Raw genomic sequence first — 24,916 nt, forward strand, 5'->3', positions numbered from 1 at the left:
AGGGAGTCAGATGAGGTTTTTGTCTGTCTACCGTTCGAGAAAGTACCTGCTGCGGATTCTGCTGTCCATTTCGCTTCTGATCACACTTTCCCTCTCCCTCACCGCACTGACGCTGTATCAGTATTCGGAGAAAATCGTCAGGGGGACACAATACGACGCCAACATGAAGGTGCTCTCTCAGGTCAACTCCAATATCGGGCTCCTGGGCAAGATGATCGATACCCAGGCCTTCAACCTGTTTGTCGACCATGACATCATCTCCATGCTCTACGGAGCCCCGCTAGATTCCTTCGAGCAGGCCAACAAGCAGTATAAGCTGGATAAATGGGTGAACAGCAACACCTATATAGATTCCGTCATTCTGTACAATGCCAGAACCGACGGCTTCTATGCCGGGGGCAGCCTGGACATCCAATACGAAACCGCGCTGACGGCCCAGATCCGCAGCTACCTGTCGGATTCGGGGGCGGTGTCCAAGGCGGAGCTGATGCCCCTGATTCTGAAGACAGCGGCCAACCCGGAGCATCGGGTGTTCAGCTATATTCTGTATGAGTCCAATACGGCCTATAAACCCGGCAGCAGCGCGCTCATCATCAATGTGAAGCCCGACTGGATATTTGACAATATCCGGAGATTGAATGACATCGGTACAGAGCAGGCAGGCAAGCTGCTTGTCATCGGCAAGGATGGCAGCGCCTTCGGCGGGGATCTGAAGCCTCAGGAGCTGGACCCCACTTTGGCCCAAGCCATTGGGGAGAACCGCGGGCAGGAAGGGGGCAAACCCGGGCTGTTTTCCCTGGACCTGGAGGGGGAGAAGCAGCTGGTGACCTACATGTCCACGGATGTGTTCCATTGGACGATTCTCAGCCTGCAGCCGTATGACACGATTTTCGGCGCCCTCACCCGGTGGAAAACCACCACCCTTGCCCTGACCGCCGGTTTTTTCCTGCTGTCCCTGGTGCTGTCCGTCCTGGTATCCCACCGGCTGTACGGTCCCATCCGCAATCTGGTCCGGCAGATTAAGGTAAGCGGCGGGGTGCTGGGGGAGGACCCGTCCACCCCCAAGGACGATCTGGCCATCCTTTCCGAAACCTACACCCGGATGCTGGAGATCAAGGAATCCGCGGCGGAATCCAAAATGCCCGAGACCGACCTGCGGCTTATCCGCAACTACAATCTGCGCGGCTTGCTGGCGGACAGCGGCTCCGTTTCCCAGGCGGAGCTTCAGGAGCAGATCAGAGAGCACGGTCTGGCGCTGGACCCGGATTCCTCCATGATGGTGGCCATTCTCTCCATCGATCATTACCGGCAGTTCGACCAAACCGCCTCCAAAGCGGAGAAGCGGCTGTATGCCTTCGCTGTCATGAATATTGCCGGGGAAGTGATTTCCCGGCAGTTCCGCTGCGAAAGCGTGGATATGCGGAGCGGCCATTTCGTGATGATTATCAGCGGCTTCCAGCCCGAGGGCTTCGGGGAAAAGATTGGGGAATGCATGCGGGAAATCATCGGCATCGTGGAGGCGTATTACCGCATCAGCCTTTCGGCTGCCCTTGGTCCCGTCTTCAAAGGCCATGAGGACATGTCCAAGAGCTACGAGCTGGCCCAGCAGGTGCTGGAATACCGGATGGTGTACGGCCCCCGCTCCATTATCCCCTATGAAATGGTGAAGGCGCGCCTGGACAACCGGGATTTCAATCTGCCGCCGGAGCTGGAAAAGAAGCTGGCGGAGGCGATTAAATCCGGCAATGCCGCCGCATTCGGGGAAACGGTCCAGAAGCTGTTCCAGTTTATGGGGCGGCTCCATCCGGACAACATCTACCATGCCGTGCTGCTGGTTCTCACTGCCGTCAAGCAGGCGGTGGGGGAGATGAATGTCAACAAGCTGAGACCGGTGTCCGTGGATTGGAACCAGCTTCAGAAGCAGCTGCTGGAGAAGGAAACTCTGGACGGCATGGCCGAGGAGCTGACAGCCCTGTTCCGGGAGCTCCAGAAGCAGCAGGAGGATGGGGATGCCGGGAAGAACCGGATTCTCTTCGATACCATCAAGGAATTTATCGAGGACCACTACGAGGACCCGAACCTGAGCCTGCAGGGCATCGCCTCCATGCTGAAGATGTCCTCCGCCCATGTGGGCAAGCTGTTCAAAAACAGCGAGGGCATGTCGGTGGCGGAGTATATTACCGAAATCCGGCTGGCCCATACGGTGCGGCTGCTGGAGACGACGGACCGGAGCGTATCCGAGGTAATGGAGCGGGTGGGTTTTATCAACCGCAGCAATTTTTACAAGCTGTTCAAGAATAAATTCGGCGTGACCCCCAATGAATACCGGTTAAAAAAGGTGATTTATTAGGACAAATATGCAGGAATCATATGCCAACAAAGACAAAACCGGATTTTTCACACTGTCCCCATTCCCCCGGAATGGGGCATGATTGCTTTACGCGGAATATAAAGCGCTTACATAAGCGTATCCGCGATACCTTCAAAGGGAGTGATGAAATGATGGAAAAAGGTTGGAAGCAGGGGAGGCGCTTATGGGTTGCGGTTTTGGTTATGCTCTTATGGTCTGTGGCGGTGCCCGGTGTACTGCCGCCTGCCGCACATGCAGCCGGAGCCTACTATGTGGCCTTGAACGGCAATGACAGCTGGTCCGGCACCCTGGCGGCCCCTAACGGCAGCGGTACGGACGGCCCCTTCCGCACCCTCGCCAAAGCCCGGGACGCCATGCGGGCGGGAAGCGTCAAAACCACCCTCATCCGGGCCGGCACCTACTACATGTCCTCCACATTGGTGCTTACTGCGGCGGACAATGGCACAAGGTACCGGGCCTATGACGGGGAAACCGTGGTCTTAAGCGGCGGCGATCGGGTAACCGGCTTCGCGGCGGAGGGGAGCGGCATCTATTCCGCTTCCCTGTCCACTCCCACCGATATGGAGCTGATTTTCGACGGAGCCCGCCAGCGGATCGCCGAGAAAAAAGCCTATGACGCCGCCAACCCTTACACCTACGGACATTTCTTCGCCGATGCCAATACGGCCATGAACAAGGTCAAGTTTAAGGCAGGCGAGGTCACAGCCTCCGATTATGTGCCCAATCTGAAGGTGGAAACCTTCGCCGTCCGCCGCTGGGAGAACGATCTTTTGAACGTCACCTCCATCGATACGGCCAATAATCTCCTCAATCTTTCCGGCAACGTCCGCTATGTCATTTCTACTAACGGCACTTACCGCCTCCTGAACAATCCGGCCTACCTCAATGAAACCGGCGAGTTTGCCTACCGGGCCTCTGACGGCAAGCTGCTGTTTAAGCCCTCCGACAGCGCCAAGCTGCTGAGCCAGGGGGCGGTGGTTCCCAGAAGAACCATCCTGTCCCTGGATGGAGCCGGCCAAGTGGTGGTGGAACGGCTTACCTTTTCCGATACGCCATACGCGCTGCCCGCCATTGAGCTGAAGAACGGCTCCAACGGCAATGGCTTTTACAACAACCGGTTCCTCAATGTAGGCAAGGGAATCATCCTCACCGGCTCCAGCAGCAACAATGTGAACCATAACGAAATGGCCCAAATCGGCACTACCGGCGTGGAGCTGGCCTATGGCGCAGACTACAACGCCGTCAATTGGAATTACATGCACCATATCGGCCTGGTCAAAAAAAGCGGCGGCGCCGTTATGGCCTACGGCGTCAAGAACAACCGGATCGACCATAACCGGATTGAATATACGGCCCGCTACGGCATTTCCATCAAACGCTGGGATACGGCCACCATCCATACCGGCAATACGGTGGAATACAACAAGATCCGCTTTACCAACCGGGAAACCCAGGATACCGGCGCCATCGAAATGCTGGGCAGGGGAGCCAACGATACGGATACGGTCATCCGCTACAACTATATTGAGGATACCGGCGGGCGCATGAGCGACTGGACCAATCCGTATTTTCAATATCCCTACGGCGCCGACGGCGTCTATCTGGATGACGAAACCAGCGGCGTGGAGGTAACAGGCAATTTCATCAAGGACAGCAGCCGGGCGGCAATATTCATCCACGGCGGCGACAACAACATTATCCGCAACAATGTGGGCATCATCGGACGGAGCATCTGGAAAGGGCTTGGACATGAGGACGGCAAGGACAAATTTGTCCGGCTGGAATGGGGAACCACCCAGCGTGTCCCCTCCAATACGGTCATCGAGAGGAACATCATTTATTCCAAAACCGCCTCCTGGCCCAAATATCTGGATTTCTTCACCGGCGGAACCTACACCAGCGACTACAATCTGCTTTACCAGGTGCCCAAGCAAAGCGGCAAGGATGCCAATTCCTTGGTAGCGGACCCTCTGTTCACAAGTGTCTCCTCCAACAACTACAAGCTGCAGACCGGGTCTCCGGCCTTCGGGCTGGGGTTTGTAGAGCTTCCCTGGACCGAATGGAGCACCGTGCATTCCCTGGCGGGGGTCCAGCCCTGGTAAGAAACAACCGTTTTTCATACACTTGAAGCCGCTTCGCACCCGTCTCCCCTTCCGCGCATACAGCTTTCCTTGATTGATACACCCGCCAAACCGGAATTTCATACAAAGGCTGACTTTTCGGACTTTTCCTACGGGGGCTGTCTTGGCATGATAAGGGTGCAAGGAGCAAAGGGAAGGGGGGACAACATGGAACGCACTATGAAAACAGCCGCGGCAACGCCGGGTGCCCCGAAGAAGCCGTCTTGGCTGATCCGGGAATGGAGGCATCTGAAGAAGAATATCGAGATGATTGGACTGATCTCGCCCGGTCTCTTGTATATCATCATTTTCTCCTACCTGCCCATGTTCGGCATTGTGCTGGCATTCAAGCAGTACCGGTTTGACAAGGGCATCTGGGGGAGCGCTTGGGTGGGCTTCCAGAACTTCAAATTTTTCTTCGTGTCCGAGGATGCCTGGCGGATTACCCGAAACACAGTATGCTACGAGCTGGGATATATTCTTTTGACCACATCGTTTGCGCTGCTGTTCGCTATTCTGCTGAACGAGATCAGCCGGAAGAGCACGAAGATTTATCAGACGGCATTGTTTTTTCCGTATTTCTTGTCGTGGGTAGTGGTGAGCTATATCACCTATGCTTTTTTGGACCATCAGACCGGGTATCTGAACACGATTCTGGGGTGGTTCGGCATGGAGCCTCATAAGTGGTTTCTGGAAAAAGAGCCTTGGCCAATTATTCTGAATGTGGTCAGCCTGTGGAAAAAGGTAGGCTTCTCCGCACTGGTCTATTATGCGGGGATTATGGGGCTCAACCAGGAGTATTACGAGGCCGCCCGGATTGACGGGGCCAACCGCTTCCAGATGGCGGTGAAAATCACCTTGCCGCTGCTTACGCCGCTGATTACCATTCTCCTGATTCTGTCGGTGGGCGGCATCTTCAACGGGGATTTCGGACTTCACTACTTTATCCCCAACAACGCGGGTTTGACCTATCCCACCACGGATATTATCGACACCTATGTGTACCGGGCGCTGCGGAGCGTGGGCGACGTGGGCATGTCGGCAGCCGTGGGACTGTACCAATCCATCGTCGGACTGATTCTGGTGGTGGCCGCCAATGCCGCGGTCCGCAAGCTGGATAAGGAAAATTCACTCTGGTAGAAAGGGGGGAGCCATATGCACCACGCTATGAAACCAAGCCGCCTCTCGCAGGCCGCCATTCATCTTCTGTTTATTCTGGTCACCTTGTCCATGGTTCTGCCCTTTCTCTTGGTGGTGTCCATCTCCTTCAGCTCGGAAACGGACCTGATCGAAAATGGCTATTCGCTCTTGCCAAGAGTATTCAGCGCGGAAGCATACAGCCTGGTGCTGCAAGCCCCCAAGGCCATTCTGCAGGCTTACGGGGTGACGGCTTCCGTCACCATCGGGGGTACCTGCATCGGTCTGCTGCTTACCGCCATGACCGCTTACGTCATCTCCCGGCATGATTTCCGGTACAACCGGATCGGCACCTTCATCATCTTTTTTACGATGCTGTTTAACGGCGGGCTGGTGCCCTCCTACATCCTGATGACCCAGGTGCTTCATCTCAAGGATACCCTGTGGGCGCTGATCCTTTCGGGGATGCTGACCCCATTCAATATTATGGTCATGAAGGGCTTCCTCGGCAAAATTCCCGGGGAAATCATCGAGTCGGCCAAGGTGGACGGAGCCCGGGAGCTGGCCATCTTCTTCCGGATTATTCTTCCTTTGGCTCTTCCGGCGCTGGCCACCATCGGCCTGTTCATCTCCTTCGGGTATTGGAATTCCTGGTTTCCCGCCATGCTTTACATCGACAATCCCAATCTGGTGACGCTTCAGCTGATGCTGGTGCGGATCATGGACAGCATCGAGTTTATGACCCAGAACGAGCAGATGCTGTCGCAGATGGGTACCACGCCCAAGGACTTCCCGGCGCTGTCCGCCCGGATGGCTATGGTGATTCTGGCGGCGGGCCCCATGCTCCTGGTCTTTCCGTTCTTCCAGCGGTATTTTGTGCAGGGGCTGACAGTGGGGTCGTTGAAGGGCTGACAAATTTGGCGGGTCCGCTTCTTGGCGGTCCGCTTGAAAGGGGGGATGGGCGGCTTCGCAGGTTTTGCTGGATCAATAGTGTCAGGAACAAGTAGAATAATCATAAGGGGAGGCTTTTTCCATGAATGTTCTTAAGAAACGCGTATGCTTCGGCATCATCGCCGCCGGTTTGGCCCTGACGGGCTGCGGCAGCAACAGCGACAGCGGCAGTCCCGCCGCAACAGGAGGCTCGGCTGCTCCTTCTGCAGCAGCTCCTTCCGCCAGCACATTGCCGCCGGTGGACCTGGTCTGGTACTATCTGGATGGAACGGCCCAGCCTGATCTGGCCTCGGTGGAAGCGGAGGTCAACAAATATATCAAGCCCAAAATCAATGCCACCGTTAAGCTGAAGCCCATCGCCGGTGCGGATTACGAGCAGAAGATGAACACCATTCTGGCCGCGGGAGAAACCTTTGACATTGTTTGGACCTCGGACTGGAGATTCAACTTCAGCTCCAATGCCCAGAAGGGCGCCTTCCTGGAGCTGGATGCCCTGCTGGACAAAAACGGCCCCAAGCTGAAGGCCAGCCTGCCCGCCTCCGCCTGGGAGGATGTGAGGATCGGCGGCAAAATCTACGGCGTGCCCAACTATCAGATTGCCGCCAAATCCGCAGGCTTCGTGGTTCAGAAGCGCTTTGCCGACAAATACAAGCTGGACCCCGCCAAGATCAAAACCTATCGGGATATAGAGCCCTTCTTTGAGGAAATCAAGAAAAATGAGCCGGGCATTATTCCCTTCGGCATCAACAATGATTTTTATTCCCCCTCTGTCTACGGGGTTAGCGCCACAGGCAATGTCGCCTACAGGGTTAATGGCGACAAGGTGACGGTGGAGGATTATTTCGCCACGGCGGAATATAAGAAGCATGTGACCATGGCCTATGAATGGTATAAGAAGGGGTATATCAACGAGGATGCCGCTACCCTGAAGAACAAGGCCGATGTGGAGAAAAAGGGCGTGTACGCCACCACCTTCGACTACACCCAGAAGCCCGGCGGCGAAGCTGCGGCCAAGGCAGGAAACGGCGGCAACGACGTGGTTTTCATTCCGCTGATGGAGCCTGAATTTACCGGCGTGACCGCTACAATCTCTGCTGTCAGCCGGACCTCCAAGAATCCGGACCGGGCCATGATGCTGCTGGAGCTGGTGAATACCGATCCCACCCTGTACAACCTCTTGTCCTTCGGCATTGAGAACAAGCATTATACCAAAACCGGCACCAACACCATCAAGGATATTGCCGGCGGCGGTTATGCCCCGAACATGAACTGGGTCATGGGCAATGTGACCATCGGCTATCTGATGGACGGTCAAGCGGCGGATACCTGGGAGCGGACCAAGAAGGCCAACGATTCGGCGAAAAAGCCCTATCTCTACGGCTTCAAATTCGACAGCGAGCCGGTGAAGGCCGAGATGGCCAACCTGAAGGCGGTGGAAAATGAGTTCCGCAAGGTAATCGAAACCGGCACCGTCGATCCGGAGAAATATTTGCCCCAGTTCCTGGACAAACGCCTGAAGGCCGGTTCCGAAAAGGTGTTGGCGGAATACCAAACGCAAATTGAAGCTTTCTTGAAGAGCAAGGCGAAGTAAGACGACCACCGGTGTGGTGAGGGCAATGATGTAATGAAGCGCCTGAAGGCGCTGAAAAAATTCATATAATCTTGGCCTTCCGGTGGATGCCTGCCGGAAGGTTTTTTTATGGGGGGAGTTGGGCGGACAGAGAGTCCGTTATTTTTCGCATGCAGCCCGTTTTTCGATTTTTACGGACAGACGTTCCGCTACTTTGCTCCAGAAGCATGGATTCTCTTCGCTTTTTCGCATTTAACGGATCGTAAGTCCGCGGGGGAGAAAAAAAGGCGGATTTTAGCGAAACAGCGGAACCAGAGTCCGCCAAACTCAAACGCCTTGATCAACCCGAAGCGATGAGGGGCGGGGGGTGCGTACTCGAAAAATCAACTACAATTCCGGAAAAAGGGCTCAAAAAGAGGATTATATACGAAATTTCATATATATTTCCGACTGAAGCGAGTGGAAGAGCGACATATGCACGAAATTTCATGCTTATTAGGTGCAAATGGGCTCATTTTGAAAAATATACTCGAAAAATCATATCCAGCTCCAGCACCAGGAGTACGAGGACCCTGTCGCAGGTCCCACGCTTCTCCTGTGGTTTTGTTCCTTCACAGTAGACATTTTGCGAATGTTGTCTTTCATACAGTGGACATGAGCAGAGTAGCTGTCCCCTCCCCTACTTTGCGCGCAAAACACAATATACGGAAAACGAACGCTGTTCGATTCCTATATATAGACATGTACTCCGCAGCGACTGCCGTAGCCGCGATGTCCACTTTCCAACGGACATTCTGGAGGCTTTTGTCCTTGTGACGCATACAAAACCTGGATGCGAAAACCCGGTTTCTGCGCTCCCTCTACCTTGTGCCGATAGGCGTCTATCCTCGTCACAGTTGGGCGGACAGAGAATCCGTTATTTTCCGAATGTGATCCGTTTTCAGATGTACACGGACAGACGTTCCGCTGCTCCAGAAGCATGGATCTCCCCGGCTTTTTCAGATTTAACGGATCGTGAGTCCGCGGGAGAGAAAAAAAGGCGGATAATCGCTGGGGGAAGGGAGCCCTTTCGAAGTGGGGCGCTTTCCCTCGGGGTGGTGGGATGATCTGAAAGTGTGTAAGCGGCAAACAATGAGGCTGTCGATTAATTCTAGTGGCTGTGGAAAACTCTATTTTCAAGCCTAAAATGGATGCAAATAAACCGTTTTTCCCTTTTGAAATCGATTAATCAAGCTAATTTTAGGGGGGATTTGAGGCTTATCCACATGACCGTCGAATTAATCGACAGGCTCAAACAATGTCTGTTATTTGCATGAAAGGGGGAAAATCGACCGAATAGCGACATAAAATGTCTGCTAAGGGCTTCAATTTCAGTGGGAATCAGGGTCTTTTGGAGGGCATAGTCGACATTTTATGTCGTTATTTTAGCGAAAGTAAGGCCGTTTTTCCAAATAGCCGACATTTGTTTGTTGCCCGCTATCATGCACTCAACTGATGAATCCCTGTCTGAATCAGAGGCGGGGGGGGGGGGAGAACCTTCGACTGCGGCTATGCAAACATAAACCTGGGTGAGCATCCCTTATTATGGGTAAGCCGCAGGTTGCCAAAGGACGTTGCAGGCGTTTTTCTTACGGCAAACAGGTTTTGCATGGTCACTTAATCTGTCCACTTGAACATTTTCCGATAAATTTCCCAATTCCTTACAATGTAAAAAACCTGCTGCCACGTTTGGGCCACAGATTTGAACATATTCGCTTTATCATGATCGTTCCGATTCACGGCGTTTTTCCGGCTCGAAGTCAATACCGCTGATTGCATGTTCATATAAAAACAGCTTGATTTCGCTCATATCGTTTGTAGAATAGTAGTCCGATAATAATTCGTTAAATCGCTCCATATTTTTCTCTGAAATGGTTAGCATACCATGTCCGCTCTCCACAAGAAGCTTGTTTGCGAGTAGAAGGGAGGTGCGCTTGTTACCATCCCAGAACATTTGCCGCCGCGCTCCCCATAAAAAAGCCTCAATTGCTCTCTCCGTGGTGGTCATGTCCGCGGCCAGCAAATGCGCTACTTCCTGTTCAATCTCGCTTTGCACCGGAAGCGGGGGGACATAATCCGTACCTGAAATTCCGACACGCCCGTTCCTTAAAACGCCCCATTCGAGCGCCTCGTTCCTTGTGACAAATTCATTGAGCTTGCAAATGAGGGGAAGCGTGATCGGCTCATCTATTGCGTTCAGTAAATAGCGCCAAGCGTCTCTCATATTAAGGACGGCTTGTATATCGTCCAGAGTGACACCGGGAACATTGACGCCGTTCAGGATCGTTTGGGTTTGCGGAAAGGTAATATTCCGATTTTCCATCTTCATTCCACAGTATATATTTTCGTCCCGTTTCTTCTTGGCCAGAAACAAGCTCTGTTGTTTGGTCAACGCATATTTATCTGGAAACGGCTTCAATTCTTCGTACCCCTCCTGCCTGTTGTCATTATATCCGGTTTTGCAAGAAAAATCACCTTTCACCTGCACATGTAATGTAACAAAGGAAGCGCGTATTCCTGGATCTTTCGTGCTATTATTCTTCAACCTGTCGAGAAGGAATGGAGAGGCTTATTTGTGAGGATTGACTTTTTGTTGCTACATTTATATACTTGTTATGGACACAAAAAGTGGGGTGAAGCGATGTCGTCCAAGAAGATGGGGCGTCCACCATCTGACAATCCTAAAAGCGAATTGATTCGAGTGCGCGCTGATCAAACCATTTTGAGTAAGCTTGACGCTTGCGTTGAGCAACTGAAAACGACCCGTTCAGATGTTATTCGCCAAGGGATTGAGAAGGTGTATGACGAGCTCCAAAAATAAAGAAGGAAGCAGCGTAAGTCCCGAGAAGAACACCGCTACTTCCTACCCCGCAATCGCTTCGATAAGCAGACTGCATAAATATCCTACCATGTGCAGGAATCTCATTCAAGCGGTGCGGAGATGATGATGGGAGGAAGAACATGAAAACGATTCTGGAAGCCCTATATCACGGGCAGATTTATCCCAATGAACTCATTATGCCATCTCAGCCGGAATATCGTGCCGCAAGCCGGCAAGTGGCCGCTCAAACGGAGCAATGGCGTAAGCGACTAGGTAAGGAAGTCTTTCGCGAACTGGAGGAATATATAGACCTGTGCGATAGCGTAGAAAGCATGCACGCGGAGGCCGCCTTCTCACATGGATTCAGATTGGGAGCGAACCTGATTATGGAGATCATGAGCAACCGGGAGGAGTTGGTTTCCAATGCAGATTCGAGCATGTCATTATAATCATAACAACGACCATATGGACGGTTGTGGATTCGGATGGGAGAATCTCCCGTTACACGGGCGATTAGAGAGTACACCGAAGATTATTTGAGACAACAAAACGAGTTGGAGCAACAGCTTACTGCTCACTTCAAAGATAAGGTATACGCTCAAGCCATTGCCCGAGAGCTGATGATGTATAACAAGTAAGCCTTATTTTCAAGGGGAAGCGAATGGAGCGAAGACCGCTTTCAGACTCACTATTCGTAAGAAGGGGAGCATCAAGGTGGCTTGCTGCCCTACGCTACCCTTTCTTTTTCTCGGCTGGTGAATGATCAACACGAGACAACGGCCTCGTGTTGCAGCAAGCACTGATGATTGTGAAGCCGCCCCTTATTTCCTTGAAGCGATCCGTCTGCGCTATCCGGAATATGCTCGTACTCCGGCTCCCGCCTTCAAACCAAGCGACGAACGCGCCCGGTAAGTCCATCCATTCCCATTGCCTGAATGAAAGGTCAACCCGATCATACTGGGGAGGGATATGAAGGAGGACAAGCTATCTCTGCCGTCTGTGTGGGCGGAAGGCAGCAACCGGGAGACGGATGACGGCAAGCAACGGATGGAAAAGAGTCCAACATGCGAAATACGGTTGGGGAAAAAGACTATTTCGAGATGGCGCGGCGGGAAGGAGAAGAAGAAAAGGGCTACGAAGTCTACACCACGACGGAGAAAGGGCATGGCCGAATCGAGAAACGGATCTACCGGTATACGACGGGAATCGAGTGGTTGGAGCCGCGCAAGGAGTGGGAAAAATTGTGGGGGATCGGGATGGTAACGCGGGTGGTGGAAGAAAAGGGACAAAAACGAACCGAAGAGGCCTATTACCTGGGAAGTATAACAGAGGTGGAAAGATTTGCGGAGGCGGTACACGGGCACTGGGGAGTGGAGAGCATGCACTGGAGCCTGGATGTGACATTTGGAGAAGACGGGTACCGAACGATGGAACGTAACCGAGCAGGGAATATGGCGGTACTGAAACGAATCGCGCTGAACCTGGACGGGCACTCAAGAATCCATCTATTTTTTTGAACAGCAAAAACAGGGTTCAAGGAAATATATAGGTTCGTGATTTCGCCGCGCGGGTCAAAAAAGGCAACCTGTCCACATCTTCGAATATGTGATAAAATGAAAGCGTATGCAAAAATGTTCCAGCTCAATTATGAAGAGGGTGACAAAGTTGAATTTTAAAATGCTGCTTAAAAGAATATTTAAGGAGAGATTTCTCTTTATTAAAATCCAAAGCTTTATTACGATATTGATCTTGATTCCCATCATCGTTGTCGGCAGCGCCTTTAATAATCAATTTGAAGCCGTTCTCTCCAATAATTTCAGCGAAGCCAACCGTAATGTCCTTCAACAAACCAGTGTTGCCTTCGATTTGTTTATTGACGGAATTATTGATGTGACTAAGCAAGCGTATTTTGACGAGGGGATCAATCATTTTCTTATCAGCGGCGATGCTGCCAATTCTGTTGAGACAAAGAAAATAATGGAAAAGCTTGATAAGATCAAAAGCTTAAGCCAGTATATTCATTCCGTATACCTCTACATCCCCAAGGACCGCAAGGTGATATCCACCGATTATGGAATATGCAGCCTCGAAGAATTCGGAGACACCCAATTTTTAAATTGGTATGAATCCGACTCCAGGAATCTGGTATTGGAAGAAACGCGCGAGATCCCCCACTATAAAGGAAGTACGCAAAAGGATGACGTTTTTTCCGTATATACAAAGCTTCCTTTTACGAATACCACCGATTTTCGAGGAGCACTTATCGTAAATATCGGGCAGTCCCTTGTATATAAGGAGGTTATGGATAAGCTGAAGGTGAAAGAGGATGTCTCTTTGTTTGTGCTGAATAAAAAGGATGAAATTATTATTTCCAATGACAATAAAAATATATATAAGAACATATATTCCATGAACTACTTCCAGGAAAAAATGATCGGTGAGAACGGAGATTTCGTAACTTCGATGAATGATCGCCCCTATCTGGTGGCTTATACCCATATGGATAAACGAGACTGGACCTACGTGTATATGTACCCGATGGAGGAAATCTATTCTACCATTCATATGATCAACAGCCTTATTCTTTATCTGAGCATTTTATTATTTTTGCTGGGGAGCATCATATCCTTTTTATTTACTTTCAGAACCTTTAAGCCCGTGGAGGAGCTTATTAGCTTTATCAAGCAGAAAACACAGATGAAGGAAGGGGGAGCGCGGCAGCTAGGAGGGGTGAAAGCAGCCGTTTTGGAGCTCTTTCAGGACAATGAAGATATGAAGCAGAAGCTGGAAATGACCTTGCCGGTATACAAGGAAAAATTTCTCCAGGGGCTGATTCATGGAAGCGGGTTTCAAGAGAAAGAGGTGGAAGCGAAGCTGAACAGTTTTGCCATTGATATTCCTTTGGAAAATCTGATTCTTGCTGTTTTTCAGGTGGACGATTACGAAGAGGCATTGGATAGATGGGGCGGGAATGGCTACCTGATGAATTTTTCGATGCACAATGTACTCCAGCACATCTCCCTGCAAAAGAACAGCAAGTTTTTTTCAGTGGATTTGGACTCGGAAAGCATGGCTGCCGTGTTTGGCATTCAGCAGTTGAAAATGGGGGAGCTTTTGAAAATATTAAAAGAAATGCAGGAGACCCTCCATCACATTCTGGGCATATCCGTGACGATTGGTGTATGCGATCATGAAACAGGCATCGGGAAACTGGGAGAGAGCTACTATAACGCCAAGGAAGTTCTCAAATATAAAATTCTTTACGGTAAAAAGGAAATTTTATTATTCAGCGATATACGCCAGGAACAGGAACACACTTTTATCTATCCCTATGACAAGGTGGAATTGCTCAAAAATTATATCAAGGTGTGCGATGAGGAAAGCGCCTTGAAGGAATTGAAGGAAGTCCTTGAGAAGATTTCCCCCAAAGATATGGCATCCTACCAATCTGTCTATCAGATGATCATTCAACTGAACAACTCCATGATGAACTTATTGAATGAGGTGAATATCCAGCTGGAGGTCATCTATTACGGGAATATGATTGAAAATATGATGAAGATGAAGTCGATGGTCGAGATTGAGGTGTTTTTTACCCGTGTAATAAGAAAGATTATTTCCATCCTGCTGACCAACAGAGAATCCAAGATGGATCGTTACTTCCAGAATATTATGGATTACATCCAGAATCACTATATGATGGAGCTGTCTCTGGAGGCTTTAAGTGAAGCCATTCATATCAGCCCCTCCTACATTAATCAAATATTAAAGAAAAACCTGGATAAAACATTTATTCAGTTATTAAACGATGTACGGATCAATAAAGCGTATGAGTATCTGCTCCGCGGGGATATGAAAATCAAAGAAGTTGCGGAAAAGGTGGGCTTTAGCAGCTCGGCTTACTTCATAAAAATCTTCAAGGAGATTAAAGGAATTACGCCAGGCCAGCTAAAACAATAAAAGTGCTATTATCTTATACGTTGTATCATATATTGCAACTCCAATTCTTATATTTTGATATCCATTCAAATTTGCTCTGATTTACAAAAGCTTTTCATGGCCGTATGATCAATTTTGAAAGCGCCTAACATAAGGGGCGGGGCAAGGTATTCCACATTGAGGAGGGAAAATATGAAAAGAAGACTTGCGTTATTGCTTGCTGTTTTTATGCTGGTTTCAATGTGTTGGAATAGCATAGGTATGGCTGAAGGATATGCTTTGCAGCAGGCTATCCAGACAACGCAGAACAATCATTTGTCCGATACCGCAAAAGTGGTGTATGAGGAGAACTTTGAAGGGAAAGCTGCTCTGAGCGAATTGCCTGACTGGGCGTTCGCGACCAATGGCGGGAAGATTGCTCTTGAAACGGACACGGTAAGCAGCAATGTATATTTAAAACTGGAAGATGCCAATAACAACAAACCTATTGCATCCCTTCATTTTCCGGAGTTATACAATGGCGGAACAGTGCTTGTAGAGTTTGATATCAAAACCGATGAAAAACCGTCCTACTCACATGATTATTTTGGCGTGGCATTATATGGGGAGGAAAGTGAACTCATAACCAAGGTGGAAAACAGCACCAAAGCAAAGGGGTATGCGTTTTACATACAACATAGGGATCATACGAATGCACTGGTTAATACACTTCTATTGCCGGCAGAAAGCTATCATGACGGAGACTGGTACCGGATTCGCATTGAAGTAGATACCGATAATCAACATGTGAAGGGTCATATTTTTGATACCAGCGGCAACCTGCTGGGAACTACTGATTTTGGCGGGTTTAATGTGGCTACTGCCAAGGGAGTGGACATGATCCGGTTTCAGGGCGCATCTGCAGGGTTAGGATTTATCAGCGTGGACAATGTGAAGGTTACGCTGCTGAATCCTCCGGAAGGACCGGGCAGCGGCGACCCCACAGCGGATACCATTATCATTGATCCTTCAAGCATACTCAGCGATGTTTCTCATAATCCCATCGGGATTGTATCCAACCACTTATATGATTCGGATATATATAACCCCAACAGAGCCCAAAAACTGGCTCAATCTCTTACGGAATTAGGAGTTGGCACTGTCCGGTTTGGCGAAGGTGAAGCGGGTGACCGGTATTTATGGACAGGAGCGCCCTACCCCACTGCGCCTGGCAGCCCTCTTACTCCACAGCTTTCGTATTTTTCGGATGAAAAACTACCCTTAAGCGCTGCTGAGAAGGCAATGCTCAATCCGGATGGAACCTATAAAAATACGCAGAATTTTAATGAATTTATGAGTGTTATTGAAGAAACAGGGACTGAACCTTTTGTGATAGTCGGACTGGATGCCCTTGTGGCTGCCGAAAAGGCGGATTGGGCAAAAACCAAGGACCAGCTCATAGAATCGGCAGTGGAATGGGTTCGGTATGCAAATGTGACGAATAACTGGAATGTACAGAATTGGGAGATCGGGAATGAAAGCTATTTTCCCGGGCATACAGGCGTAACCTGGAAGCCGGCCGATTATGTGGCGGTGTTTAACGAAATCACCGCAGCGATGAAAGCGGTTGATCCTACCATTAAGGTTGGTGTTCCCGTCCATACCATGCCCGGATGGAATAGTGTCATTTTAACCCAGTTATCAAGTCAAATTGATTTTCTCGTTGTTCATCTTTATTCGAGCATCAGTACAAGTGATGTGGATACAGTCATCAATGACATAAACCGCTATTGCAGGCCGGAAGACCGGGAGCGCATCAAGATATCCATAACAGAGAACAGTGTTTACTCTCCCGGAATATATGATCCCAACAACATCAAAGCCGCTGTAGATTATGCCACCAAAATAGGAAAAATGCTCGAATATGACAAGATCAACTATTTTCACTTCTGGGTTACGCGCAAAGGCTTGAATAATGATCCTTCGGACGTAAGATCAGCGCTGGATGAGGACGGGAATCTATTGCCTATAGGAAAGTCAATTTCGATATGGTCCCGTTTCCTGCAAGAAAAAATGGTTTCTGCAACAGGAGCGGTAAACACGGCGGCTTTTGCCAGCTATTCTCCCTCGAGTGGCAATATGTCGGTGATTCTCACAAACAGGAAAAATGAGGCCGCTCCTGTTACTGTGAACCTAACAAACTATACTGTGCCGGAGGTCAATGAAAAGTGGGTATATAAAGGCAATGATCCTTTGGATAAAAATCCCGTCTTTGAAAAGGCTGGTTCAATAAGTGTCCAGAACGGAGTTGCCGAGTTGACTCTTGATCCGTGTTCCGTAACGGTTATTGCATTATTGACTCCAGTTTCGGGTGAACCCGATAACGATGGAAGTACAGAAGAAGAGAGCGGCAGTTCGGGTGGTGAGCCGGCTCCTGTTGTATCAGTGCCAACGCCTACACCCACACCCACGCCTACACCCACACCGACACCGACACCAACTCAGGCACCAACACCGGGTGCAGCAGTGTACTTCACGGATGTAAAGGATCACTGGGCGACACAGGAAATAAGGAAGCTAATCGCCCTGGGATACATTGAAGGCTATCCGGACGGGAGGTTTAGACCGGATAACGGCATTACAAGAGCTGAATTTATTAAGCTTTTGACTTTGGCTTTAAAACTCGAACAGAAGACTGGAAAAGTGTATGCGGACACGGAATCCCATTGGGCCAGGGACTACATAGCCATGGCGAATGCTTACGGAATTGCCGGAGGCTATAATGACACCATTTTTGCGCCCGATGAACCGCTGACCCGGGAACAAATGGCTGTGATGATTGCCAATGCTCTAGAACTGCCATTGACCGTGGAGGAGCCTGGGTTTAAAGATATGGCAATGGTATCCGATTGGGCGAAAAGCGCAATATTGGCCGCTAAAAAGAATGGAATCATACTGGGTTACCCGGATATGGAATTTAAGCCCTCTGCAGGCGCAACCCGAGCAGAAGCAGTGAACATCATTGTTAAAGCTTTGGGATTCATCGAGTGATTTACAAGGGAGGGCAACAAATTGAAAACACTGGAACATCCCGGCAGCAAAAAAATTCTTGAAGTCAGGCCGGGAAATAATAAGTTCATCCATTCACTTATTAAATACAAGTACTTTCATCTCATGGCTTTACCTTGTTTGTTATATTTTCTGGTATTCAAGTATTTACCCATGTATGGAGTGATTATTGCATTTAAGGATTATGAGCCGACAGGCGGGTTTTGGGGCATTCTGAAAAGTGAATGGGTGGGTCTGCAGAACTTCAAAATGTTCTTTACCTCCATTTATTTTGGGAGGCTGATGAAAAATACGCTTCTTATCAGTTTCTACAGATTGCTGTTCGGATTTCCGGCGCCTATTCTGCTTGCCATCTTAATCAATGAGATCAAGAATGTCTTTTTTAAGAAAACGGTCCAAACGATCACCTACATGCCCCACTTTCTGTCCTGGGTAGTCGTATCCGGATTCCTGACCATCCTCCTGTCCACTACAGGCGGACCTGTGAATGCCTTATTGGAAAGGGCAGGAATAGAGCCAATTGTTTTCATCGCAGATAAAAGCTTTTTTAGAAGCTTACTGGTTCTTAGTGATATTTGGAAGGGGATTGGCTGGGGAACCATCATATATCTTGCTGCACTTACGAATGTAAACCCGGAGCTGTATGAGGCTTCCATGATGGATGGCGCCAGCAAGTTTCGTCAGGTATGGCATATCTCCTTACCCGGGATAAAGGAGATTATCGCCATTATGCTCATACTGGCGGTAGGCCGCATTCTGGATGAGAACTTCGAGCAAATTTTTAATCTGTATTCTCCAGCCGTATATGAGGTTGCGGATGTGTTTGAAACCTACGTCTACAGGCAGGGGCTTGTAGAAGCCAAGTTTTCTTATTCAGCGGCTGTGGGATTATTTAAGTCAGTGGTTTCATTGATTATGGTTATTTTATCAAATGCAGCTGCAAAAAAACTGGGCTCCGATGGAATTTGGTAGGAAGGCGGAATGCTTCATGCGAGAGACGAGAGGCGAGAAAATTTTTAATGGCTTTAACATTGCACTCATGATTTTCCTTTGCGCAGTTATGATTTATCCGATGTTATTTGTGCTGGGCCGTTCCTTTATGCTGGAAATAGAAAGAGCTGCAAATCCGCTGCGAATATTTCCGAGAGTCTGGGATCTGGAAGCCTATAAGTTCATCTTCAGAGAAGCAGTAACCATTAAAAGCTCGTACTTTATAACTATATTGAGAACTGTTGCAGGTACGGCATGCAATATATTTTTTACTTCCATTCTGGCCTATGTGCTCTCCAAGCGAAATTATCCGCTGCGGAACATTATAACCACCCTGGTTATTTTTACCATGTGGTTTGGCGGCGGACTCATTCCAACCTTCTTGCTCTATAAATCCCTGGGGCTTGTAAATAACTTTTGGGTATATATTCTGCCGGGTTTGATCAGTCCCTGGAATCTGCTATTGCTCCGAAACTTCTTCATGCAGATACCGGACAGCCTGGAGGAGGCTGCAAAGATCGACGGAGCCAGCGAGCTGACCATTTTCTTCAGAATTGTAATACCCCTTTCCATGGCAGCTCTGGCTACCATCTCCCTGTTCTATGCCGTAAGTCATTGGAACTCATGGTTTGATTCTCTTATTTTTATAAACGACAAGAAAATGTGGACATTGCAGCTATTATTGCGGGAAATTATCCGTAATGCCAATATGAGTGATTTAATGGATACTGACTCCATCACTTCACTTCCTCCTACTGAATCGGTAAAAATGGCAACGGTAGTGGTTGCAACCCTGCCCATATTGATGGTCTATCCATTCTTACAGAAATACTTTGTAAAAGGCGTCATGGTAGGATCATTGAAGGGTTAGGTGCAATAATATCAAATGAAAGAAAGGGGAAGGGAAAAACAATGAGAAAAGAGGTTTTCCGTACTTCAGCCTTCGCAGTTGCAGTAATGCTGACCGCAAGTGTTATTGCAGGTTGCCAGAAGGAAGCGGCAGAACCGGGGAATGGAGGCTCTCCAGGCAATGGAAGCCCTCAAGCTGCACAGACGGAGTTAAAGCAGACCGAACCGGTGAAAATTTACACAAGGACTTTGAACAATGCAGAAACCAAGCCCGACAATGAAAAGGTCCTTAAGGCCATTGAAGAGAAATCCGGAGTGAAGATGCAGAAATATTATGTCGCCCAGGATGGATACAATGACAAAATGAATATGATGCTTGCATCCGGCGAAGAGTTTGACGGTATGGACCTTCTGGCTTTTACCGAGCATTGGAGCGTTTTGAAGGATAGAAAGCAGATACAGCCGCTCAATAAGCTGATTGATCAATACGGACCGAATATCAAAAAAGTAATGGCAGAAGCGCTCAAAACCACGACGGATAAAGACGGCATTATCTGGGCGATACCCAGACAAGAAGAATTTCCTACGGGATTTGTGCCTACCATAAGGAAGGATTGGGCCGACGCTTTAGGAATGAAATTGCCTACTACCATTACTGAACTGGAAGCTTATTTTGAAGCCGTGTTAACTAAAGACCCGAACAAGAACGGCAAAAAGGATGAAATACCGCTGGCTTCCGTTGGACTTTCCTCGTTAGTTCAAGATTTCCAGCCATACTTTATGGGTTCCTTCTCCATGAGGTATCTGGATCAGAATGGGAAGGTCATGAGGGACTGGACGCATCCAGGCTATAAAGCAATGCTGGAGAAGTTTAGGGATTGGTATCAAAAAGGATATATTCACAAGGAATTCCTCATTGCCAAAACGAATCAAGTGAATGATTTGATTACTGCGGACAGAGTGGGTGTTTTTGCAGGATGGTATAGCGGTCAGGTTAGGCCGCTGGTTGAATTGCAGAAAAACAAACCTGAAGCAGCTTATGAACCGGTTCCAGTGCTGACGGATTCCAAAACAGGAGTCGCAGCATGGGGCAGCAATCCTCAATACAGTCCACGGCTTGTCATTCCGTCTACAAGCAAAAATGCCGCCTTTACCATTAAGATGATTGACTGGACATTGGCTTCCAGAGAAAATTATGCACTGGCTGCATACGGGATCGAGGGAGACCACTTTAAGTGGGTTGACAGTCAAAAAACGCAGGTCGATGTAACGGGCGCTGATCGGTATGCTGCCAACTGGTTGTTGACCAGTTTTAATGCCAAAGATATAAAGGCGGAAAAATTGACGGCCAAAGATGATCTGGTCGGTTTGGAATACGAACGGTTGCAGAAGAAGCTTAGAGGCTCTGAATTTAAGTATGTGGAGGCTTTTGACCACTTCGTTCCTTATGTGACCAAAGGCACGCCTGCTGAAAACCTCACCAAGGATGGAGACACCATGATGGAGGAAGCAAAAGAAAAATTCATATTGGGTCAAATCTCCGGTGAAGATTGGGATAAGGCAGTTAAGAAGTATATGGAGCTGCAAGGAAATGTGCTTTCTGAATTATGGACCAAACAATACAACGAAGTTATGGGCAAATAAAGCGTAATCCAGTATCCAGTGAGTTGTCTGCTGACAATTCACTGGATACTTGATCAAAGGAGATCATCATGGAACATAATCTGCAGTATCCATTGAAACGTAAAGATCCCCAATATACAAAAGAGCTTATGGGCGACGAAGAGTTTTTCGGAACAGTGATGGATTTGAACCAGCCTGGAATGGAACCGATAAAAGCGGCCGTAAATAGGAAAGAGTATGACAAAGCATGGGTGGAATACGAAAGAAGAAATCGATCCTATTATCAGGTTTGCCAACCGCATTGTGGAAAAGGAAATACCCTTGGGCGGAGAATGGGCGGCAGCCGGTGATGCCTGTTTTACTACGGTTCTAGTCCCTTATCGAGACCCGAAACCGGAAGTAAAGGTGAAGTATATAAATGCTTTTGCAGAAGGAGCGGCTTTGGAGCAAAATCAGGCTACCGCCTTAGAGGTTTCCGTTGATGGAAGCCAGGATTATATTTGTATTCATCACAGGTCCGTACAGGTAAAGGGTTATTTGGACCACACCGGGAACCTGGTCAATGATAAGCTCATTAAAAAACCAACAGGCTGCAACGAATTTATCTTTAAGGATACCGTGTTTCATGATGATGTTGTCGTTATAGAGGATACAGGAAAGCGGGGATACCAGTGAATGAAATAAGAGACTTCTATCCTTTGATTGTTCTTGGAGCAACCTTTGCAGGAATAGGGGCAGCTTATGCCAATAAAGCAGATACTCTGATCCTGGAAGGAACCGCTCTTGCAGGATATGAATTTGCCACTGCCTACAGAATCGGAGAAGGATGGAATGAACCTGTTTTATCGGAAGTTGGAAATAACTTGAAAATGGAAATGCGGCAAAGAAATATTCTGTCGGACCAGGGAGAAGTTCATATTCCGGCCTTGGCGCCGCTAATGTACAACAGGATAAAAGAGGATCAGCTGCATCACCTGTTCATGGCCACTATTGTCAGCATTACTTGGGAGAAAACCAGATATTGCGTGCTGGTCCATACCACATCGGGCTTTATGAAATTTTTCAGCGATCAAATTATGGATACAAGGACGGACGCTCTTTCAAAAGATTTCATAAAAAGTAAAAGTATCAATGCGTTGTTGTATTCTGAGGAGGGTATCCCGACAAACCGTCTGGTATCCCAGGGAACAGTGGAATTTATGAAAGGCAAGCAAAAGGGAGAGATCATTGTAAGCTTGCCTATTGAAGCTGATGATGACTGGAGCTCCGCCAGAGCGAAGCTTCATAAATTCTGGATGAAGAGACCAATGGAATGGGCTGCATGGAAGATCCTTGCTGTAGGAGGAGCTTTTGATATCCGGGTAGACCAGGGTCCTGTCAGGGTTATGGATAATTGGAGCTTGCTGCCGTCCGCTGCCTACCGGAATCCCCTGGAGGCCCTTGAAGCAGGACTGTTGTATGCTGAAGGGAAGGTGAGGCTGCAATGAAGCTTTTGCAAAAAGTAGATGCGCTCGTAGTGGAAAAAGAGGTGGCGGAGAGTCCCTGCTCCGAATCCTATGATGTGATTGTGGCAGGCTTGGGCACAGCCGGCGCCATTGCCGCCATTGCAGCGGCACGCAGAGGATTAAAGGTATTGGGAATTGAAAGAATGAATAGCATGGGAGGTACAGGGACCGCCGGGGCTGTAAACGGCTACTATTTCGGCTCTCCCAGTGGTTTGTTTGAAGAACTGGATCAAGAAATCGAGGAATATCACGGGAAAGTGTATGCGAAATTCAGCGGATTTAACCCGGATGCCAAGAAATATGCATTGGAGCGGGCCGCCCTGGAGCATGGAGTGCACTTGTGCTATGAATCCGCTGTTACCGGTGTTTTTATGGAGGGAAATGGCATCAAGGGCGTTCAGTGGGTTGGGCCCCGGGGACTGAAGGCCAGTGGCTGCAAAATAGTTATAGACTGTACCGGAGACGCTGAAGTAAGCTTGCTGGCAGGCTGCAAGACACATATGGGGAGGGAGCTGGATGGAAGAAGCCAACCTTTCACCAGTGTAAAGGTGTGTTTGAGAGCGGGGGACATTGTCCGGACCAATCTGGATTCAGGCTGTACGGATCAGACGAATGCCTTCCATTTGTCCGAGGGTATTGTGAATGCACATGCCCGGCAGTTGGAGGATACTTATCCGGAAGAGGAGAGGCTGTTCTATCTCGCTCCGCTTATAGGAATCAGAGAGGGACGAAGGATAGAAGGCAGGGTTACACTGACGCTTTCCGATGAATTTCAGGGTAAGCATAGGGAAAATCCTGTCTTCTATGCCAGTGCCGATGTGGATAAACACGGCAGGGATAACGCCATGGAAAGTGAAGTGCTTCAAGACTGGTTTGTAGCAAGCAACTTGGGTGCCGTTAATATAAGTGTACCGGTTCCTCTGGAAGTCATGATCCCTAAAGAGCAGGAGGGAATTCTGGTCGCCGGCCGGTGTATGTCTCTGGATCATGATTTATCCGCCTGTGTCAGGATGCAGCGGGATATGCAGAAGGCAGGGGAGGCGGCGGCTGAAGCGGCATGGCTGTCCATTCGCAAGTCCATTCCCATTCATGATGTATCCTATGAGGAACTGCGGCCTATTCTGGAGCAAAGCGGATGTCTGGATGAAAAAAATAATACGGGAGCGATATTTGCTTATCCGGCAGATCCCGGCAGGAATAAAAGCATAGAATGGCTCACAGACCCGGAGCAAATTCGTGAGGGATTATCCGGAGCGAAGCCTGGAGTTGCCATATGGTCCTCCAAAAGGCTGGGGGACGCCATAATCCCCTATCTGAGAGAATGGATGGAGGCTGCGGAAGGGGAATTTTTGAAGAAGCACTGTGCCATTGCCCTTGCGGTATTGGGTGACCGTTCATCGCTTCCTCTCTTAAGGGAAATGGTGCAAGAGAGAGATTCCTTTGTGCTGCAGGACTGCAGAAAAAACAACCAGATGCGCGGGTATATGTCCATTTATCTGTCAGGAAAGCTGCGAGATACGGGAATTATTTCGGAATTATGCAATATCATCGAAAATCCTGAGGAATTGCAAAAACCGCTGTATGAGAAAAACACAGATTCCAGCATAGCTGCTGCTGTGTTCCGCATTAATTATTTCCAATACTTTGCCCATTCTGTCATGGCCCTGATTAAGATAGGAAATTCGCACCAGGAGTGGAGGGACGTGATTGGAAAAGCTCTGAATAGGGCAGTGGAGGATGGAAGCTATATTCAGAGGATTACCTCCAGAGAGCCGGGCACCTATGAGTATTCGGTGACAGACAATATTAAACATGTTGTAAAAACTGCTCTTGAGGGATGGAGGGAAACGAAATCCCGGCGATGATGCGGGGGCGAAGCAATGGAAACGAGTGAGGACGAAATTCGATAAACTGCAATCGCTCGGAATCCAAAACCAGCAGGCATGGGAGTAC

Annotated in this window: 17 protein-coding genes; 16 read left to right on the forward strand and 1 reads right to left on the reverse strand. The window is 48.9% G+C overall.

Annotation, left to right across the window (positions count from 1 at the left end):
* The first annotated feature begins 10 nt into the window (after positions 1 to 10).
* The 5 genes from DQG13_RS00720 (at position 11) to DQG13_RS00740 (ending at position 8,170) form a co-directional block, all read left to right on the forward strand.
* Positions 11 to 2,350: a helix-turn-helix domain-containing protein gene (locus tag DQG13_RS00720; RefSeq protein WP_113017448.1), complete on the forward strand. Its 2,340-nt coding sequence runs from the start codon at positions 11 to 13 to the stop codon at positions 2,348 to 2,350.
* Between the two features lie 149 nt (positions 2,351 to 2,499).
* Positions 2,500 to 4,473, forward strand: a complete 1,974-nt coding sequence (locus DQG13_RS00725) for a right-handed parallel beta-helix repeat-containing protein (RefSeq protein ID WP_181592491.1) — start codon at positions 2,500 to 2,502, stop codon at positions 4,471 to 4,473.
* A gap of 186 nt (positions 4,474 to 4,659) precedes the next feature.
* The gene (locus DQG13_RS00730; RefSeq protein WP_258525393.1) at positions 4,660 to 5,631 is read left to right on the forward strand and encodes an ABC transporter permease; all 972 of its coding nucleotides are present in this window, start codon (positions 4,660 to 4,662) and stop codon (positions 5,629 to 5,631) included.
* 15 nt (positions 5,632 to 5,646) lie between these two features.
* Positions 5,647 to 6,540: a carbohydrate ABC transporter permease gene (locus tag DQG13_RS00735; RefSeq protein ID WP_258525394.1), complete on the forward strand. Its 894-nt coding sequence runs from the start codon at positions 5,647 to 5,649 to the stop codon at positions 6,538 to 6,540.
* Between the two features lie 121 nt (positions 6,541 to 6,661).
* Positions 6,662 to 8,170 (forward strand): ABC transporter substrate-binding protein, encoded by a 1,509-nt coding sequence (locus tag DQG13_RS00740; RefSeq protein WP_113017450.1) that lies wholly within the window; start codon positions 6,662 to 6,664, stop codon positions 8,168 to 8,170.
* Between the two features lie 1,738 nt (positions 8,171 to 9,908).
* On the opposite strand, the gene DQG13_RS00750 is transcribed toward DQG13_RS00740, so the two are convergent.
* Positions 9,909 to 10,607, reverse strand: a complete 699-nt coding sequence (locus tag DQG13_RS00750; RefSeq protein ID WP_220094308.1) for a Fic family protein — start codon at positions 10,605 to 10,607, stop codon at positions 9,909 to 9,911.
* 156 nt (positions 10,608 to 10,763) lie between these two features.
* Here DQG13_RS00750 and DQG13_RS00755 point away from each other — a divergent pair, with 156 nt between their 5' ends.
* The 11 genes from DQG13_RS00755 (at position 10,764) to DQG13_RS00805 (ending at position 24,828) form a co-directional block, all read left to right on the forward strand.
* Positions 10,764 to 11,009 carry a CopG family transcriptional regulator gene (locus tag DQG13_RS00755; protein ID WP_258525395.1) on the forward strand — a complete coding sequence of 82 codons (246 nt, stop codon included), beginning with the start codon at positions 10,764 to 10,766 and terminating at the stop codon, positions 11,007 to 11,009.
* A gap of 140 nt (positions 11,010 to 11,149) precedes the next feature.
* A complete protein-coding gene (locus DQG13_RS00760; protein WP_113017452.1) occupies positions 11,150 to 11,458 on the forward strand; it encodes a DUF6809 family protein in 309 nt (102 codons plus the stop codon).
* A 615-nt stretch (positions 11,459 to 12,073) separates the two neighbouring features.
* Entirely contained in the window at positions 12,074 to 12,526 is a 453-nt protein-coding gene (locus DQG13_RS00765; protein WP_113017453.1) for an ISAs1 family transposase, read from the forward strand.
* Positions 12,527 to 12,758: 232 nt separating this feature from the next.
* Positions 12,759 to 14,969, forward strand: a complete 2,211-nt coding sequence (locus tag DQG13_RS00770) for an AraC family transcriptional regulator (protein ID WP_181592492.1) — start codon at positions 12,759 to 12,761, stop codon at positions 14,967 to 14,969.
* Between the two features lie 171 nt (positions 14,970 to 15,140).
* Complete coding sequence (locus tag DQG13_RS30625) at positions 15,141 to 17,978, forward strand: S-layer homology domain-containing protein (protein ID WP_113017455.1); 2,838 nt, start codon at positions 15,141 to 15,143, stop codon at positions 17,976 to 17,978.
* Between the two features lie 21 nt (positions 17,979 to 17,999).
* The gene (locus DQG13_RS00780) at positions 18,000 to 18,968 is read left to right on the forward strand and encodes an ABC transporter permease (RefSeq protein WP_258525396.1); all 969 of its coding nucleotides are present in this window, start codon (positions 18,000 to 18,002) and stop codon (positions 18,966 to 18,968) included.
* Positions 18,969 to 18,984: 16 nt separating this feature from the next.
* Entirely contained in the window at positions 18,985 to 19,857 is an 873-nt protein-coding gene (locus tag DQG13_RS00785; protein WP_113017456.1) for a carbohydrate ABC transporter permease, read from the forward strand.
* 41 nt (positions 19,858 to 19,898) lie between these two features.
* Positions 19,899 to 21,479 carry a type 2 periplasmic-binding domain-containing protein gene (locus tag DQG13_RS00790; protein WP_113017457.1) on the forward strand — a complete coding sequence of 527 codons (1,581 nt, stop codon included), beginning with the start codon at positions 19,899 to 19,901 and terminating at the stop codon, positions 21,477 to 21,479.
* Between the two features lie 216 nt (positions 21,480 to 21,695).
* Positions 21,696 to 22,133 (forward strand): hypothetical protein, encoded by a 438-nt coding sequence (locus DQG13_RS00795; RefSeq protein ID WP_113017458.1) that lies wholly within the window; start codon positions 21,696 to 21,698, stop codon positions 22,131 to 22,133.
* On the forward strand, positions 22,130 to 22,945 hold the full coding sequence (locus DQG13_RS00800; RefSeq protein ID WP_113017459.1) for a hypothetical protein: 816 nt from the start codon (positions 22,130 to 22,132) through the stop codon (positions 22,943 to 22,945). Before DQG13_RS00795 ends, DQG13_RS00800 begins: the two co-directional genes overlap by 4 nt.
* Positions 22,942 to 24,828: an FAD-dependent oxidoreductase gene (locus tag DQG13_RS00805; RefSeq protein ID WP_113017460.1), complete on the forward strand. Its 1,887-nt coding sequence runs from the start codon at positions 22,942 to 22,944 to the stop codon at positions 24,826 to 24,828. The genes DQG13_RS00800 and DQG13_RS00805 overlap by 4 nt, the downstream gene beginning before the upstream one ends.
* Positions 24,829 to 24,916 lie beyond the last annotated feature (88 nt).

Source organism: Paenibacillus sp. YN15 (assembly GCF_003285005.1).
Lineage (GTDB): Bacteria > Bacillota > Bacilli > Paenibacillales > NBRC-103111 > Paenibacillus_AR.